The organism is Streptomyces sp. NBC_01077, from assembly GCF_045162855.1.
Lineage (GTDB): Bacteria > Actinomycetota > Actinomycetes > Streptomycetales > Streptomycetaceae > Streptomyces.
Window position 1 is genome coordinate 6,862,220 of record NZ_CP108669.1, and the last position, 17,190, is coordinate 6,879,409.

The 17,190-nt window shown below is 71.7% G+C and carries 16 protein-coding genes; 12 read left to right on the forward strand and 4 right to left on the reverse strand.

The window, feature by feature from the left end; translation table 11 throughout:
• The first annotated feature begins 98 nt into the window (after positions 1-98).
• The 9 genes from OG462_RS31210 (at position 99) to OG462_RS31250 (ending at position 12,164) form a co-directional block, all read left to right on the forward strand.
• Entirely contained in the window at positions 99-1,544 is a 1,446-nt protein-coding gene (locus OG462_RS31210; RefSeq protein WP_406062682.1) for an aldehyde dehydrogenase family protein, read from the forward strand.
• A gap of 172 nt (positions 1,545-1,716) precedes the next feature.
• Positions 1,717-3,639 (forward strand): acyl-CoA dehydrogenase family protein, encoded by a 1,923-nt coding sequence (locus tag OG462_RS31215; RefSeq protein WP_406062684.1) that lies wholly within the window; start codon positions 1,717-1,719, stop codon positions 3,637-3,639.
• A 70-nt stretch (positions 3,640-3,709) separates the two neighbouring features.
• On the forward strand, positions 3,710-4,945 hold the full coding sequence (gene aroA, locus OG462_RS31220) for a 3-phosphoshikimate 1-carboxyvinyltransferase (protein WP_406062686.1): 1,236 nt from the start codon (positions 3,710-3,712) through the stop codon (positions 4,943-4,945).
• Positions 4,946-5,027: 82 nt separating this feature from the next.
• Positions 5,028-6,278: a 1-deoxy-D-xylulose-5-phosphate reductoisomerase gene (gene dxr / locus OG462_RS31225; RefSeq protein WP_406062688.1), complete on the forward strand. Its 1,251-nt coding sequence runs from the start codon at positions 5,028-5,030 to the stop codon at positions 6,276-6,278.
• The gene (locus OG462_RS31230; RefSeq protein ID WP_406062690.1) at positions 6,275-7,582 is read left to right on the forward strand and encodes a M50 family metallopeptidase; all 1,308 of its coding nucleotides are present in this window, start codon (positions 6,275-6,277) and stop codon (positions 7,580-7,582) included. Before dxr ends, OG462_RS31230 begins: the two co-directional genes overlap by 4 nt.
• A gap of 103 nt (positions 7,583-7,685) precedes the next feature.
• Complete coding sequence (ispG, locus tag OG462_RS31235) at positions 7,686-8,843, forward strand: flavodoxin-dependent (E)-4-hydroxy-3-methylbut-2-enyl-diphosphate synthase (protein ID WP_406062692.1); 1,158 nt, start codon at positions 7,686-7,688, stop codon at positions 8,841-8,843.
• A gap of 132 nt (positions 8,844-8,975) precedes the next feature.
• A complete protein-coding gene (locus tag OG462_RS31240) occupies positions 8,976-9,821 on the forward strand; it encodes a GNAT family N-acetyltransferase (RefSeq protein ID WP_406062694.1) in 846 nt (281 codons plus the stop codon).
• Positions 9,822-9,849: 28 nt separating this feature from the next.
• A complete protein-coding gene (locus OG462_RS31245) occupies positions 9,850-10,395 on the forward strand; it encodes a GNAT family N-acetyltransferase (RefSeq protein ID WP_406062695.1) in 546 nt (181 codons plus the stop codon).
• A 68-nt stretch (positions 10,396-10,463) separates the two neighbouring features.
• Positions 10,464-12,164, forward strand: coding sequence for a proline--tRNA ligase (locus tag OG462_RS31250; RefSeq protein WP_406062696.1), 1,701 nt, complete (start codon positions 10,464-10,466; stop codon positions 12,162-12,164).
• Between the two features lie 66 nt (positions 12,165-12,230).
• Here OG462_RS31250 and OG462_RS31255 read toward each other — a convergent pair whose 3' ends face one another.
• From OG462_RS31255 to OG462_RS31270, 4 genes are read right to left on the reverse strand one after another with little or no spacing between them, the layout of a single operon-like run.
• Positions 12,231-13,160 carry a slipin family protein gene (locus OG462_RS31255; protein ID WP_406062698.1) on the reverse strand — a complete coding sequence of 310 codons (930 nt, stop codon included), beginning with the start codon at positions 13,158-13,160 and terminating at the stop codon, positions 12,231-12,233.
• Positions 13,161-13,206: 46 nt separating this feature from the next.
• Complete coding sequence (locus OG462_RS31260; RefSeq protein ID WP_406062700.1) at positions 13,207-14,106, reverse strand: aminoglycoside phosphotransferase family protein; 900 nt, start codon at positions 14,104-14,106, stop codon at positions 13,207-13,209.
• Between the two features lie 31 nt (positions 14,107-14,137).
• Complete coding sequence (locus tag OG462_RS31265) at positions 14,138-14,554, reverse strand: ferritin-like domain-containing protein (RefSeq protein ID WP_406062701.1); 417 nt, start codon at positions 14,552-14,554, stop codon at positions 14,138-14,140.
• Positions 14,551-15,105, reverse strand: coding sequence for a hypothetical protein (locus OG462_RS31270; RefSeq protein ID WP_406062703.1), 555 nt, complete (start codon positions 15,103-15,105; stop codon positions 14,551-14,553). Before OG462_RS31270 ends, OG462_RS31265 begins: the two co-directional genes overlap by 4 nt.
• Before the next feature lie 179 nt (positions 15,106-15,284).
• Between OG462_RS31270 and rimP the strand changes: the two genes are divergently transcribed.
• The 3 genes from rimP to OG462_RS31285 all read left to right on the forward strand — a co-directional run bounded on the left by rimP (position 15,285) and on the right by OG462_RS31285 (position 17,136).
• Entirely contained in the window at positions 15,285-15,782 is a 498-nt protein-coding gene (gene rimP, locus OG462_RS31275; protein ID WP_406062705.1) for a ribosome maturation factor RimP, read from the forward strand.
• Positions 15,783-15,784: 2 nt separating this feature from the next.
• Complete coding sequence (nusA, locus tag OG462_RS31280) at positions 15,785-16,780, forward strand: transcription termination factor NusA (protein WP_406062707.1); 996 nt, start codon at positions 15,785-15,787, stop codon at positions 16,778-16,780.
• A gap of 74 nt (positions 16,781-16,854) precedes the next feature.
• Entirely contained in the window at positions 16,855-17,136 is a 282-nt protein-coding gene (locus OG462_RS31285) for a YlxR family protein (protein WP_406062709.1), read from the forward strand.
• Positions 17,137-17,190 lie beyond the last annotated feature (54 nt).

Genomic DNA, 17,190 nt, shown 5'->3' on the forward strand with positions numbered 1-17,190 from the left:
TCACTCCACACCGGACAAGCCCACGTTCGCCGCCTCGGCCCTAACGTGTCACGAGAGCAATCGCTCGCACCCCCCGATACGGAAAGGGCCGGGACGCAATGACGACCACCCACGCCTTCTGGCTCGCCGGCCGCGAGGCCACCGGCGAGGCCACCTTCGACGTCACGAACTCCTTCGACGGACGTCTGGTCGGCAAGGTCAGCGTGCCCACCGAGGCCCAGGTCGAGGAGGCCGTGGCCGCCGCGCACGCCGTCGTCGACGAGTTCGCCGCGACCCCGGCGCACGTCCGCGCCGCAGCCCTCGACCACGTGTCGAAGCGGCTGGCCGAGCGCACCGAGGAGATCGCCCTGGTGATCTCCGCCGAGAACGGCAAGCCCATCAAGTGGGCCCGCGGCGAGGTCGGCCGTGCCGTCTCCGTGTTCCGTTTCGCCGCCGAGGAGGCCCGCCGCTGGAACGCCGGCGAGGCCCAGCGCCTGGACACCGAAGCCGGCGGCGCGGGTCGTCTCGCCCTGACCCGCCGTATCCCCAAGGGCGTCGTCCTCGGCATCGCGCCGTTCAACTTCCCGCTGAACCTCAGCGCCCACAAGGTCGCCCCGGCCATCGCCGTCGGCGCCCCGATCATCCTCAAGCCGGCCCCGTCGACCCCGATCTCCTCCCTGATCCTGGGCGAGATCCTGGCCGAGACCGAGCTGCCGGCCGGCTCCTGGTCGATCCTGACCGTGCCGAACGACCGGATGCCCGCCCTCGTCAAGGACGAGCGCCTCCCGGTCATCTCCTTCACCGGTTCGGACAAGGTCGGCTACGCCATCCAGGAGTCCGTGCCGCACAAGCACTGCACCCTGGAGCTCGGCGGCAACGCCGCGGCCGTCGTTCTGCCCGACTGGTCCTCCGAGGCCGACCTGGACTGGGCGGCGAGCCGTATCGCCACCTTCTCCAACTACCAGGGCGGCCAGTCCTGCATCTCCGTGCAGCGCGTGATCGCCGACGCCTCGGTCTACGACCGTCTGGTGCCGAAGATCGTCGCCGCCGTCGAGGCGCAGGTCACCGGTGACCCGTCGAGCGACGCCACCGACGTCGGCCCGCTGGTCGACGAGGCCGCCGCCCAGCGCGTCGAGTCCTGGGTGGACGAGGCCGTCGCCGCCGGCGCCAAGCTCCTCGTGGGCGGCAAGCGCGAGGGCGCGACCTACGCCCCGACCGTGCTCACCGAGCTTCCTGCGGACGTCACCCTGGCCCGCGCCGAGGTCTTCGGCCCGGTCCTGACCATCACGAAGGTCGACGGCGAGGCCGAGGCCTTCGCCGCGGTCAACGACTCCGACTTCGGCCTCCAGGCCGGTGTCTTCACCCGCGACCTGCAGACCGCCTTCCGCGCCCACCGCGCCCTGGAGGTCGGCGGCGTGATCGTCGGCGACGTCCCGTCCTACCGGGCCGACCAGATGCCGTACGGCGGCGCCAAGCGCTCCGGCGTCGGCCGCGAGGGCGTCAAGTTCGCGATGGACGACTACACCTACGAGCGCGTCCTCGTCCTGACGGGCCTCGCCCTCTAGGAACACGGGGCGTACGGCGTACGTCCGCGAGACCAGGCGGTCCGAACCCACTGTGCGGGGGTTCGGGCCGCCTTTCGTCTGTACGGGACTCCTTTCGCCCGTCCGGACTCCTCCCGCCTGTCCGGACCCCCGGAAATCGGGTACGACGGACAGTGAGACCGAGGAGGTGTCCATGTCCGCCCCCACCCAGCGGCCCAAGGTCACCGCACACGAGGCCCGGCAGACCGCCGAGGCCGCACGTGAGCGGGACTGGCACAAGCCGAGCTTCGCCAAGGAACTCTTCCTCGGCCGGTTCCGGCTCGACCTCGTCCACCCCCATCCGCTCCCCGCCGACGAGGACGTCCGGCGCGGCGAGGCCTTCCTCGCGGCCCTGCGCGCGTTCTGCGAGACCCGGATCGACGGCGCCCGCATCGAGCGCGAGGCCCGCATCCCCGACGAGACGCTCACCGGGCTGAAGGAGCTCGGCGCGCTCGGGATGAAGATCGACCGCACGTACGGCGGTCTCGGCCTCACCCAGCTGTACTACAACCGGGCCCTCGCACTCGTCGGCTCCGCGAGCCCCGCCGTCGGCGCCCTGCTCTCCGCGCATCAGTCGATCGGCGTACCGCAGCCGCTGAAGCTCTTCGGCACCCAGGAGCAGAAGGACGCCTTCCTGCCCCGGCTCGCCCGTACGGACATCTCCGCGTTCCTGCTCACCGAGCCCGACGTCGGCTCCGACCCGGCGCGGCTGGCCACCACGGCCGTACCCGAGGGGGACGCGTACGTCCTCGACGGCGTGAAGCTGTGGACGACCAACGGAGTCATCGCCGACCTCCTCGTCGTCATGGCCCGCGTCCCCGCCTCGGCGGGCCACCCCGGCGGCATCACCGCCTTCGTCGTCGAGGCCGACTCGCCCGGCATCACCGTCGAGCACCGCAACGCCTTCATGGGCCTGCGCGGCCTGGAGAACGGCGTCACCCGCCTCCACGGCGTCCGGGTCCCCGCCGGGAACCGCATCGGCCCCGAGGGCGCCGGCCTCAAGATCGCCCTCACCACCCTCAACACCGGCCGCCTCTCGCTCCCCGCGGCATGCGCCGGCGCCGGGAAGTGGTGCCTGAGGATCGCCCGGGAGTGGGCGGGCGTCCGCGAGCAGTGGGGCGGGCCGGTCGGCCGGCACGAGGCCGTCGGCACCAAGATCTCCTTCATCGCGGCCACCACCTTCGCCCTGGAGGCGGTCGTCGACCTCGCCTCCCAGATGGCCGACGAGGACCGCAACGACATCCGCATCGAGGCCGCCCTCGCCAAGCTGTACGGCTCCGAGAAGGCCTGGCTCATCGCCGACGAACTCGTCCAGATCCGGGGCGGCCGCGGCTACGAGACCGCCGACTCGCTCGCGGCCCGAGGCGAACGCGCCGTCCCCGCCGAGCAGGTCCTGCGCGATCTGCGGATCAACCGGATCTTCGAGGGCTCGACAGAGATCATGCACCTGCTGATCGCCCGCGAGGCCGTCGACGCCCACCTCTCCGTCGCCGGGGACCTCATCGACCCCGGGAAGTCGCTCGCCGACAAGGCGAAGGCCGGCGCGCGGGCCGGCGGCTTCTACGCCCGCTGGCTGCCCGGACTCGTCACAGGACCCGGACAACTGCCTGGCTCGTACGGGGAGTTCGGCGAGCTCGCGGGGCACCTCCGGTACGTCGAGCGGACCTCCCGCAAGCTCGCCCGGTCCACCTTCTACGCGATGTCCCGCTGGCAGGGCCGGATGGAGCTCAAGCAGGCCTTCCTCGGCCGGATCGTCGACATCGGCGCCGAACTCTTCGCGATGAGCGCCGCCTGCGTGCGGGCCGAACTCCTGCGCACCACCGGCGGCCACGGCCGCGAGGCCCACCAGCTCGCGGACGCCTTCTGCCACCAGGCCCGGCTGCGGACCGAGGAGCTCTTCGGACGGCTCTGGTCCAACACCGACGACCTCGACCGGCGGGTCGCCGACGGCGTCCTCGCCGGCCGGTACACCTGGCTGGAGGAGGGCATCGTCGACCCGGGCGACGACGGCCCGTGGATCGGGGACGCCACCCCCGGGCCCTCGGACCAGGAGAACGTCCACCGCCGGATCCCCTGAACGGCCCGCCCCGCGTTCCGCCATGCGGAACGCGGGGCCACCGGGCGGGACAGAACGGCAGGATGGGGGCGTGACCGTCATCGACATCCCCGGCTCCAAGTCCGTCACCGCCCGCGCGCTCTTCCTCGCCGCCGCGGCCGAGGGCACCACCACCCTCGTCAGGCCCCTCGTCTCCGACGACACCGAGGGCTTCGCCGAGGGCCTCACCACCCTCGGATACGCCGTCCGCCGCGAGAGCGACGCCTGGCACATCGAGGGCCGCCCCGCCGGTCCGGGCGCGGACGCGGCCGACGTCTACTGCCGCGACGGCGCCACCACCGCCCGTTTCCTGCCCACCCTTGCCGCCGCCGGCCACGGCACCTACCGCTTCGACGCCTCCGCCCAGATGCGGCGACGGCCCCTCGCCCCCCTGACCACCGCCCTGCGCACCCTCGGTGTCGATCTGCGGCACGGTGACAAGGAGGGGCACCACCCGTTGAGCGTCCACGCCCACGGCGTGAAGGGCGGCGCGCTCACCCTCGACGCCGGTCAGTCCTCCCAGTACCTGACGGCCCTGCTCATGCTGGGCCCGCTCACCGCCGAGGGCCTCGACATCACCGTCACCGACCTGGTCTCGGAGCCGTACGTCGAGATCACCCTGGCGATGATGCGGAGCTTCGACGCCGAGATCCGCCAGGAAGGACGTACGTACCGGGTCGCCCCCACCGGCTACCGGGCCCGGACGTACGACATCGAGCCCGACGCCTCCACCGCCAGCTACTTCTTCGCGGCCGCCGCCCTCGAACCCGGCCGCTCCGTCACCGTCCCCGGCCTCGGCACCGGCGCCCTCCAGGGCGACCTGGCCTTCGTCGACGTGCTGCGCCGCATGGGCGCCGACGTCGAGATCGGCGACACGGGCACCACCGTCCGCTCCACCGGCACCCTGCGTGGCCTCACGGTCAACATGCGCGACATCTCCGACACCATGCCGACGCTCGCCGCGATCGCGCCCTTCGCCGACGGTCCGGTCCGCATCGAGGACGTCGCCAACACCCGGGTCAAGGAGTGCGACCGCCTCGACGCCTGCGCCGAGAACCTGCGCCGCCTCGGCATCACCGTCCGCACCGGCCCCGACTGGATCGAGATCCACCCCGGCACGCCCACCGGACCGGTCGGGATCGCCACCCACGGCGACCACCGCATCGTCATGTCCTTCGCGGTCACGGCCCTGCGCACCCCCGGCATCACCTTCGACGACCCCGGCTGCGTGAAGAAGACGTTCCCCGACTTCCACCGGGTCTTCGACACGTTCGTCCGCACCGCGTGAGGACCGCACCCCGGAGGACCGCCACCCCGTAAGACCGCCACCCCGTGAAGACCGCACAGTGTTTGCGGCAAGAATGGGGGGCATGAGCGACCGCCCCTCTCCTCTCGCCGATCCCCATATCGCCTTCGACGTCTCCGAAGGACGCCGGGACATCGTCGTCCTCGGCTCGACCGGGTCCATCGGTACCCAGGCCATCGACCTGGTGCTGCGCAACCCCGACCGCTTCCGGGTCACCGCCCTGGCCGCCTCGGGCGGCCGGGTCGCGCTGCTCGCCGAGCAGGCGCACCGGCTGAAGGTCGCCGCGGTCGCCGTGGCCCGCGAGGAGGTGCTGCCGGAGCTGCGTGACGCACTGAAGGCGCTGTACGGCTCCGAGCCGCTGCCCGAGCTCCTGGCGGGCCCCGACGCCGCCACCCAGCTCGCCGCCTCGCCGTGCCACACCGTCCTCAACGGCATCACCGGCTCCATCGGCCTCGCGCCGACCCTCGCCGCCCTCGAAGCCGGCCGCACCCTCGCCCTCGCCAACAAGGAGTCGCTGATCGTCGGCGGCCCCCTGGTGAAGGCGCTCGCGAAGCCCGGCCAGATCATCCCGGTCGACTCCGAGCACGCCGCCCTCTTCCAGGCGCTCGCCGCGGGCACCCGCGCCGACGTCCGCAAGCTGGTCGTCACCGCCTCCGGAGGCCCCTTCCGCGGCCGTACGCGCGCACAGCTCGCCGACGTCACCCGCGAGGACGCGCTCGCCCACCCCACCTGGGCCATGGGCCCGGTGATCACGGTGAACAGCGCCACCCTGGTCAACAAGGGCCTGGAGGTCATCGAGGCGCACCTCCTCTACGACATCCCCTTCGACCGCATCGAGGTCGTCGTCCACCCGCAGTCGTACGTGCACTCGATGGTGGAGTTCACCGACGGCTCCACCCTCGCCCAGGCCACCCCGCCGGACATGCGCGGCCCGATCGCCATCGGCATCGGCTGGCCCGAGCGGGTCCCGGACGCGGCCCCCGCCTTCGACTGGACCAAGGCCTCCACCTGGGAGTTCTTCCCGCTCGACACCGAGGCGTTCCCGTCGGTCGGCCTGGCCCGGCACGTCGGCGAGCTGGGCGGCACGGCCCCCGCCGTCTTCAACGCCGCGAACGAGGAGTGCGTCGAGGCGTTTCTCGCGGGACGGCTGCCGTTCAACGGAATCATGGATACGGTCACTGCGGTCGTCACCGAGCACGGCGTTCCCGCCACGGGAACCTCCCTCACCGTGCCGGACGTCCTCGAAGCGGAGACCTGGGCACGGGCCCGGGCCCGAGAGCTCGCAGCGAAGGCAACAGCGGAGGCCCGCGCATGACCGAAATGCTTCTGTACGCCCTGGGCATCGTGCTGTTCGCCTTCGGCCTGCTCGTCTCCATCGCCTGGCACGAGCTGGGCCACCTCTCCACGGCCAAGCTGTTCGGCATCCGCGTGCCGCAGTACATGGTCGGCTTCGGCCCCACCATCTGGTCGAAGAAGCGGGGCGAGACCGAGTACGGCATCAAGGCCATCCCCGCCGGCGGCTACATCCGCATGATCGGCATGTTCCCGCCCGGCGAGGACGGCAAGATCGAGGCCCGTTCCACCTCGCCCTGGCGTTCGATGATCGAGGACGCCCGGGAGGCCTCGTACGAGGAGCTCCAGCACGGCGACGAGACCCGGCTCTTCTACACGCGCAAGCCGTGGAAGCGCGTCATCGTGATGTTCGCCGGACCGTTCATGAACCTGGTCCTGGCGGCGGCGCTGTTCTTCGGCTCGATGATGACGCTGGGCATCGAGGGTCAGACGACCCAGGTCGCGGGCGTCCAGAAGTGCGTCATCAAGCAGAGCGAGAAGCGCGAGAAGTGCGCGGCGAGCGACCCGGTGTCCCCGGCCTTCCAGGCCGGCCTGAAGGACGGCGACAAGATCGTCGCCTTCAACGGCACGCCGGTGGGCGACTGGGACACCCTCTCCGACCGCATCCGCGACACCATCGGCCCCGCGACGGTCACCGTCGAGCGGGCCGGCGAGCGGGTCGAGCTGCACCCCACCCTCGTCTCCAACAAGGTGCCGAAGAAGGACGAGGACGGCAAGGTCGTCCAGCCGGTGACGTACATCGACGCCGGCTACCTCGGCTTCGCCTCCAAGACCGAGGTCGCGCCCCTCACCTTCGTCGAGACCACCGACCGCATGTCCGATCTCCTGGAGAACGGCGTCCACTCGGTCATCGCCCTCCCGGGCAAGATCCCCGGTCTCTGGGACGCCACCTTCGGCGACGGCGAGCGCGCCGACGACTCGCCGGTCGGCGTCCTCGGCGCGGCCCGGATCACCGGTGAACTCATGACCGTCGAGGCCCCGCCGACGACGATCCTCGTGATGTTCATGAACCTGCTCGTCATGTTCAACGTCTCGCTGTTCCTGTTCAACATGCTCCCGCTGCTGCCGCTCGACGGCGGTCACATCGCGGGCGCCCTGTGGGAGTCCGTACGCCGTCACACGGCCCGGATCTTCAAGCGCCCCGACCCGGGCCCCTTCGACGTGGCGAAGCTGATGCCCGCCGCGTACGTGGTGGCCGGAGTCTTCGTCTGCTTCACGCTGCTCGTCCTCGCCGCCGACATCGTCAACCCGGTGAAGATCACGTAGCCCGCAGGGAGGCCGGACCCGGTGGTGTCCGGCCTTCCGCCCCCGGGGCGGTAACCTCGGAGACCTGAGCCCGCCGACGCACAACCTTGAGGTTGCACAAAAGATGACCGCGATTTCTCTCGGTATCCCGACCGTCCCGACCCGGCTCGCCGAGCGGCGCAAGAGCCGCCAGATCCAGGTCGGCAGCGTGGCCGTCGGCGGTGACGCACCCGTCTCCGTGCAGTCGATGACCACGACCCGCACGTCCGACATCGGCGCCACGCTGCAGCAGATCGCCGAGCTGACGGCCTCCGGCTGCCAGATCGTGCGCGTGGCCTGCCCCACCCAGGACGACGCCGACGCCCTCGCGGTCATCGCGCGGAAGTCGCAGATCCCGGTGATCGCGGACATCCACTTCCAGCCGAAGTACGTCTTCGCGGCGATCGACGCGGGCTGCGCGGCCGTCCGCGTCAACCCCGGCAACATCAAGCAGTTCGACGACAAGGTCAAGGAGATCGCCAAGGCGGCCTCCGACGCCGGGACCCCGATCCGCATCGGCGTCAACGCCGGTTCGCTCGACGCGCGCCTCCTGAAGAAGTACGGCAAGGCCACCCCCGAGGCGCTCGTCGAGTCGGCCCTCTGGGAGGCGTCCCTCTTCGAGGAGCACGGCTTCCGCGACATCAAGATCTCGGTCAAGCACAACGACCCGGTCATCATGGTCGAGGCCTACCGGCAGCTCGCCGCCCAGTCCGACTACCCGCTGCACCTCGGCGTCACCGAGGCGGGCCCGGCCTTCCAGGGCACCATCAAGTCGGCCGTCGCGTTCGGCGCGCTGCTCTCCCAGGGCATCGGCGACACCATCCGCGTCTCGCTCTCCGCGCCGCCGGCCGAGGAGATCAAGGTCGGCATCCAGATCCTGGAGTCGCTGAACCTGCGCCAGCGGCGCCTGGAGATCGTCTCCTGCCCGTCCTGCGGCCGCGCCCAGGTCGACGTCTACAAGCTCGCGGAGGAGGTCACCGCCGGCCTCGACGGCATGACCGTTCCGCTGCGCGTCGCCGTCATGGGCTGCGTCGTCAACGGCCCGGGCGAGGCCCGCGAGGCCGACCTCGGCGTCGCCTCCGGCAACGGCAAGGGCCAGATCTTCGTGAAGGGCGAGGTCATCAAGACCGTCCCCGAGTCGAAGATCGTCGAGACCCTCATCGAAGAGGCGCTGAAGATCGCCGAGCAGATGGAGAAGGACGGGGTCGCCAGTGGCGAGCCGACCGTCGCCATCGCGGGCTGAGCACGCAGATCGTCCACGAAACCCCTCCGCCCCACCGGGCGGAGGGGTTTCGTGTCCCGTGACTGCGCCCTGCCACAGGGCGCAGGGGTAAAGTGCGGAGACCACCTGGAACCGTACGGTGAGGCCCCATTCGTGCTGACACAACCCGCCACCCGGGTCCTCGAACCCGCCGACCTCGGTGCCGCACTCGCCGTCCTGGAGAGCGCCCCCGTCGAGAACGCCTTCGTGACCGCCCGCGTCCAGGTCGCCGGGCTCGACCCCTGGCGGCTCGGCGGCGAGATGTGGGGCTGGTACAGCGAGGGCCGGCTGCGTTCCCTCTGCTACTCCGGCGCCAACCTCGTGCCCCTCTGCGCGACCCCCGAGGCCGTCCGCGCCTTCGCCGACCGGGCCCGCAGGACCGGCCGCCGCTGCTCCTCGATCGTCGGCCCCGCCGAGCCCACCACCGAACTGTGGCGGCTCCTGGAGCCCAGCTGGGGCCCGGCGAGGGACATCCGCGCCCGCCAGCCGCTGATGGTCGCCGAGGAGCCCTCCGTCACCGTCGCGCCCGACCCGCTGGTGCGCCGCGTCCGCAAGGACGAGATGGACGTGATCATGCCCGCCTGCGTGGCCATGTTCACCGAGGAGGTCGGCATCTCCCCGCTCGCCAACGACGGCGGACTGCTCTACCAGGCCCGGGTCGCCGAGCTCGTCGGCGCCGGCCGCTCCTTCGCCCGTATCGAGGACGGCCGGGTCGTCTTCAAGGCCGAGATCGGCGCCGCCACCCGCCAGGCCTGCCAGATCCAGGGCGTCTGGGTCGCCCCCGAGCACCGCGGCAAGGGCTTCTCCGAGTCGGGCATGGCCGCCGTCCTCCAGTACGCCCTGGCGGACATCGCACCCGTCGTCAGCCTGTACGTGAACGACTACAACACCCCCGCGAGGGCCTCGTACCGCCGCGTCGGCTTCCAGGAGACCGGCGCCTTCATGAGCGTGCTGTTCTGAGGCCCCGGCCGCTTGTAGGGTGCGCCGCATGGATGACGCAGAAGTCATGATCGGGCCGGTCAATCTCGCCGCCCGGGTGGACGAGGCACTCGCCGTGCAGGCGCTCGCCTTCGGCCTGGACGACGAGGAGATCGCCGTACGCCGCCACATCGTGCTGCGCCACCTGCTGAGCCCCGGCGCCCGGGCCTACGGGGCCACCACCCCCGAGGGGAAGCTCGTCGGATTCGTGTACGGGATGCCCAACGACCGCGGCCACTGGTGGTCCACCGTCGTCGAGACGTACCTGCGCGCCACCGGCACCGCCGACTGGCTCGACGACTCCTTCGTGATCACCGAACTCCACGTCCACCCGGCCCACCAGGGGCGCGGCGTGGGCCGCGAGCTGATCACCACCATCACCGACGAGGCCGCCGAGCCGCGCTCGATCCTCTCCGCGATCGACACCGAGAGCCCGGCCCGCGGCCTCTACCGTGCCCTCGGCTACGAAGACCTCGCCCGGCAGGTGCACTTCCCGAGCGCCGTCCGCCCGTACGCGGTGATGGGCGCGCCCCTGCCGCTCAAGCGCCGGAACTGATTTCTCCGACTCGGGGCGGCCCGGCTAATCTCGGGGCACCATCCTTACCCGGCAGGAGTACGAGAACCATGGCCAACGCACCGGTCCAGCGCATGTCCCAGTTGATGGCGAAGACGCTGCGCGACGACCCGGCCGACGCCGAGGTCCTCAGCCACAAGCTCCTCGTCCGCGCCGGTTACGTGCGCCGCACCGCCGCCGGCATCTGGAGCTGGCTGCCCCTCGGCAAGAAGGTCCTCGCCAACGTCGAGCGCATCGTCCGCGAGGAGATGGACGCGATCGGCGCGCAGGAGGTCTCCCTCCCCGCGCTGCTGCCGCGTGAGCCGTACGAGGCGACGGGCCGCTGGGACGAGTACGGCGCCGAGCTCTTCCGTCTCCAGGACCGCAAGGGCGGCGACTACCTCCTCGGCCCGACGCACGAGGAGATCTTCACCCTCCTCGTCAAGGACCAGTGCTCGTCCTACAAGGACCTGCCGGTCATCCTCTACCAGATCCAGACGAAGTTCCGCGACGAGGCCCGCCCCCGCGCCGGCATCCTGCGCGGCCGCGAGTTCCTGATGAAGGACTCGTACTCCTTCGACACGGAGGACGAGGGCCTCGCCCAGTCCTACGCGCTGCACCGCCAGGCCTACCAGCGGGTCTTCGAGCGCCTCGGCCTCGACTACCGCATCGTCGCCGCCACCGCCGGCGCGATGGGCGGCTCGAAGTCCGAGGAGTTCCTCGCCCCGGCCGAGGCCGGCGAGGACACCTTCGCCGACTGCCCGAACTGCGACTTCGCGGCCAACACCGAGGCGATCTCGTACGAGCTCAAGCCGGTCGACGGCTCCGCCGTCCCGGCCGCCGAGGAGATCCCCACCCCGGACACCCCGACGATCGAGACCCTCGCCGCCTCCCTCGGCGTCCCGGCCTCCGCCACGCTGAAGAACCTCCTGGTGAAGGTCGACGGCGAGATCGTCGCCGTGGGCGTCCCCGGCGACCGCGAGGTCGACATGGGCAAGGTCGAGGAGCACTTCGCGCCGGCGACGGTCGAGATGGTCACCGAGGCCGACTTCGCCGAGCGTGCGGACCTCGTACGCGGCTACGTCGGCCCGCAGGGCCTGGGGAAGGTCACGTACATCGCCGACCCCCGGGTGGCCCCGGGCACCGCGTGGATCACCGGCGCGAACAAGGCCGGCATGCACGCGAAGAACGTCGTCGCCGGCCGTGACTTCGAGGTCGAGGAGTACGTCGACGTCGTCGTCGTGAAGGAGGGCGACCCCTGCCCGAAGTGTGGCACCGGCCTGAAGCTGGACCGCGCCATCGAGATCGGCCACATCTTCCAGCTGGGCCGCAAGTACGCCGACGCCCTCAAGCTCGACGTCCTCGGCCAGAACGGCAAGCCGGTCCGCGTGACCATGGGCTCGTACGGCATCGGCGTCTCGCGCGCCGTCGCCGCGCTGGCCGAGCAGTCGGCCGACGAGAAGGGCCTGTGCTGGCCGGCCGAGGTCGCCCCGGCCGACGTCCACGTCGTCGCCGCCGGCAAGGCCCTCCAGACGGAGCTGGCCCTGGAGGTCTCCGACAAGCTGGCCGCCGCCGGCCTCCGCGTCATGGTCGACGACCGCGCGGGCGTCTCCCCGGGCGTCAAGTTCACCGACGCGGAGCTGATGGGCGTCCCGAAGATCCTGGTCGCGGGCCGCCGCTCGGCGGAGGGCGTCGTGGAGCTGAAGGACCGCCGGACGGGCGACCGCGAGGAACTGACGGTGGACGAGGCGATCGCCCGCCTGACCGCCTGACGGCGGGAAGCGTGAGGGAGGGGCGGGGGCCCGAGGCCCCCGCCCCTCCCTCACGTCGTGGGACGCTCAGGCACCCTCCTCCGTCGGTGCCGGTTCCACCGACGCCCCCGTCAGGTCCCCCACCGGCTCCACCCCCTCGGCCGCATGGGCCGCGCCCTTCAGATACGCGTCACTGACCGGCGACGTCGACGGAGCCGGCGCCACGGCGGGCGTCCCGCTCACGGCGGCCGCAGGCCCCACCGTCGACCGCTCCAGGAACCTCAGCAGTTCCACCGGGAACGGCAGCACCAGCGTCGAGTTCTTCTCCGCCGCCACCGCCACCACCGTCTGCAGCAGCCGCAGCTGCAGCGCCGCCGGCTGGTCGGACATGACCGCAGCCGCCTCCGCCAGCTTCTTCGAGGCCTGGAGCTCCGCGTCCGCGTTGATCACCCGCGCCCGGCGTTCCCGGTCGGCCTCCGCCTGCCGGGCCATCGAGCGCTTCATCGTCTCGGGCAGGGAGACGTCCTTGATCTCGACGCGGTCGATCGCGACGCCCCAGCCCATCGCCGGGCTGTCGAGCATCAGTTCAAGGCCCTGGTTGAGCTTCTCCCGGTTGGACAGCAGGTCGTCCAGATCGCTCTTGCCGATGATCGACCGCAGCGAGGTCTGGGCCATCTGCGAGACGGCGAACTTGTAGTCCTCCACGCGTATCAGCGCGTCCGCCGCGTCGACGACCTTGAAGTAGACGACCGCGTCGACCCGTACCGTCACGTTGTCCCGGGTGATGCCCTCCTGCGCGGGCACGGGCATCGTGACGATCTGCATGTTCACCTTGTGCAGGCGGTCCACGCCCGGAACGATCATCGTGAAGCCGGGCGCCCGCACGTCGTCGCGCAGCCGACCGAAGCGGAAGACGACTCCTCGCTCGTACTGCTTCACGACCCGCGCCGCCGCGCCCGCGTACACCGCGGCCGCCGCGGCCGCGCCGGCCACCGCCACCAGTAGCTCTTCGATCATCACGGCCCCCTGGAGTCGAGCCGAACGGTACAAAAAGGGTATTCCCCTACAGCCAGCTCGCGAACTCCAGGAGCAGCTCGGCATCCTGCCGCCGCCCCGCCGTCAGCGCCCGCGTGCCCGATTCGACCGCGCGGAACAGCGTCCAGCCGCGCAGCCGCTCCCGGTCCAGGTCCAGGGAGTCCGCCAGCTTGTTGACCCGCCGCCGGGCCGCCGAGGCGCCCGAGGACGCGGCCACCAGGTCCTCGACCCGGTCCCGTACGAGCCGGGCGAGGTCGTACGCCCGTTCGCCGACCAGCGGCTCGGGGCCGACGGCCAGCCAGGGCGCCCGGTCCCCGCCGAGCACCTTGCCCTGCCGGAAGTTCCCGTGCAGCAGCAGCGACTCCGAGGGGCCGGCCACCAGCTCCTCGCGCGCCGCCAGCGCCGCCGCCGTCAGCTCGCCGGCCGCCGCGTCGGCGCGGTGGCGGTCCATCGCGGCGGCCTGCCGTCCGGTCCGCTCCGCCACCGTCTCGAAGCCGTGCTCCGCCGCCGGCTCGACCCACAGCTTGCGTACGGTCCCCGCCGCCTCCAGGAGCGCCTTCGCCTCCGGCAGCGAGCGCAGGGAGACCTCGGGGTGCAGCCGTTCGAGGACGAGCGCGCCCTCTCCGGCCTCGTCGAGGAGCTGGACCGCGCCCCAGCCGTTCCAGTGCGCGAGCGCGTCCCGCTCCAGGTCCGGCCGGGCGAACGGGGGTGCGATCTTGAGTGCGGCGGGGGAGGCGTCGGGCCGCCGGACGAGCACGACCAGGCTGCTCCGTCCGCCGGGTGCCATCACCCGTTCGGTGTCCAGGGAGGCCTGGTCGAGCACCTGACCGGCGAGCTCGGGCAGTTTCCCGAGCCACTCGGCCGCCGCGGCGTCCCCGTACGTCTCGCCGAGCGTCCTGACCAGTCGCTGCGGCGGTTCGAAACCCATGCGTACGTTGTTCCTTCGGTCGGGGCGGGGCTCACACCCGCTCGGCGAGCCCAGGAAAGGTTACGTCGCTGCCGCGCCAGCGGACGGCGCGTACCGCCGCCTCCCTCAGCGCGGCGGCCGCCTCGCGCCGCCGCGGGCCCTCCGAGGCGCGGACGAGGTCGGAGTAGACCCCGGCCACCCGGTCCTCCAGGACGGCCGCGAGCCGTACGGCGCCGGCCGGGTCCGCGACGCGGAACGGCAGCTCGTACGCGGCCTCCGCCGCCACCGGCGTGCCGCCGAGGTCCCGCACGCTCCGGCGCAGCGTGTCCCGGCGTGCCCGGTGGGCCTCGTACGCGGCGGTGGCCTCGGCCCGTCGTTCGGTACCGATCCGGCCGCCGACGACCCCGTACCCGTACACGGCCGCGTGCTCGGCGGCCAGCGCGGCCTGGGTCGCGTCGAGGGCGCTCATGACCGTGCTCCTTCGGTCAGCAGATAGGCGTGCGCGGCGCCGGCGGCGGCCACGGAGGCCAGCAGCCGGGCGTACTCGGGCGGGGCGGTGACCAGGGCGGCGGTGTGCGCGTCGGAGGCCGTGCGTTCGGCCGCCGCGAGCTCCCTCAGCGCCGCCCGGGGGTCGGCCGCCACGGGCGCGGGGGACGCCGTGGGCTTCACGGGGATGGGGGTCGCGGACGCGGTCGGGGAGGCCGTCGCGGGCCGCACCGTCGTACCGCCCTCGCCGAGCGCCTTCGCGTGGGCCGCCACCGAGCGCCGCAGCGGGCTCAGCCGGGGCGCGAGGGCGGGGTGGGCGGCGAGCGCCGCGTCGTAACGTTCCAGCAGGGTCCTGGAGGCGGTCACGGAGCGCGACCGCAGCGCGGCCTCGGCGCGCGCCACCCGTTCGGCCCGCACTTCGGCGGCGCTGGGCTTCCGGGGAACGGGGTCCTCGGAGGTGCAGCCCGACAGTGCCGCCGCGGCGGCGGCCGAGACCCCGGCCGTCAGGAGTGCGCGCCTGCCCGTCGTCGTCACGCTCTCTCCCTCGGCTGTGATACATGGTCGAAGATCGTCGGGATCACCGCAGGCGAGCGTACCCGCGGGCCCCGGGGCGATGGACGGCAACACCCTCCCGGACCGGATACCCTTTGGTCTGACACGCGACGAAACACGCGACGCACCACAACAGCACACGCGGCCGAGGAGTCACCCGGATGAGCACCACCCAGAGCGACAGGCTGCGCGGACTCGTGGAGCCGCTCGTCCACGCCAAGGACCTGGATCTGGAAGAGATCGAGGTGTCCCGGGCCGGCCGCCGCGGACTGCTGCGGATCGTCGTCGATTCGGACGAGGGCGTGGAGCTCGACGTCTGTGCCGAGCTGAGCCGCGCGATCTCCGAGAAGCTCGACGAGACCGACGCGATGGGTGAGGGCGAGTACGTCCTCGAAGTGAGCTCCCCCGGCGCCGACCGCCCCCTGACCCAGCACCGCCACTACGTGCGGGCCACCGGCCGCCTGGTCAAGCTGCAGCTCCCCGAAGCCGAAGAACTGGTCGCGCGGATCCTGGCCGTGGACGAGGCCGGCCTCGACCTCGAAGTGCCGGGCGTGAAGGGGCGCAAGCCCACCGCCCGCCGGGTCGAGTTCGCCGACGTCGTCAAGGCGCGTGTCGAGATCGAGTTCAGCCGCAAGGACAAGAAGGAAGAGGAGGCGTAGCCGTGGACATCGACGTGAAGCTGCTCAAGGGCTTGGCGAATGAGAAGGAGATCTCCTTCGACCTGCTGGTCGAGGCGATCGAGTCGGCCCTCCTCATCGCCTACCACCGCACCCCCGACGCCCGCCGCCACGCGCGTGTGGAGCTGGACCGGCTCACCGGTCACGTGACGGTGTGGGCGAAGGAAGACCCCTCCGATCTGGAGGAGGGCCAGGAGCCCAAGGACTTCGACGACACCCCGTCGGACTTCGGCCGGATCGCGGCGAGCACCGCCCGCCAGGTGATCCAGCAGCGTCTGCGGGACGCCGAGAACGACGTGACGTTCGGCGAGTACGCGCGCCGCGAGGGCGATGTCGTCGCCGGTGTCGTGCAGCAGGGCAAGGACCCCAAGAACGTCCTCGTCCGGCTCGACGACAAGCTGGAGGCCATCCTTCCGGTGCAGGAGCAGGTGCCGGGCGAGGACTACACGCACGGTCTGCGGCTGCGGACGTACGTCGTCCGGGTGGCGAAGGGTGTCCGCGGTCCGTCCGTCACCCTTTCGCGTACCCACCCCAATCTGGTGAAGAAGCTGTTCGCCCTCGAGGTGCCGGAGATCGCCGACGGCTCGGTCGAGATCGCGGCCATCGCCCGTGAGGCCGGTCACCGCACCAAGATCGCCGTCCGCTCCACCCGTTCGGGCCTGAACCCCAAGGGCGCCTGCATCGGCCCGATGGGCAGCCGCGTCCGCAACGTGATGGCGGAGCTGCTCGGCGAGAAGATCGACATCGTCGACTGGTCGGACGACCCGGCCGAGATGGTGGCGAACGCGCTCTCCCCGGCGCGGGTGTCCAGGGTCGAGGTCGTCGACATGATGGCCCGCTCCGCACGGGTGACGGTGCCGGACTACCAGCTGTCGCTGGCGATCGGCAAGGAGGGCCAGAACGCCCGCCTGGCCGCGCGCCTCACCGGCTGGCGGATCGACATCCGGCCCGACACGGAGCTGGACGGTCCGGAGGACTGAGACCGTTTTTGGCCAACAACTGTTCGATTCTTGCCCCAAACAGGTGAGGTCGGTACGGGGAGGTAGACTTAATCGTGTCTGGCCGGACGCATGCCCGCGCGTGCCCTGAGCGAACCTGTGTGGGATGCCGGGAGCGAGCGGCCAAGAGCGATCTGCTGCGGATCGTGGTGAACGAGGACGAGTGCGTTCCTGATCATCGCGGTACGCTGCCCGGCCGGGGTGCGTACCTGCACCCCGCCGTGGCTTGTCTCGACCTGGCGGTCCGCCGCCGAGCGTTGCCGAGGGCCTTCAAGGTCCAGGGCCCGCTCGAAACAGCGGAACTACGTCACCACGTCGAACGGCCGGCACCGCAGTGAAGAAGTACGGCACGGAACACCGTGCGGTCAGGTACCTCGCGAGTTGGAAGTAGG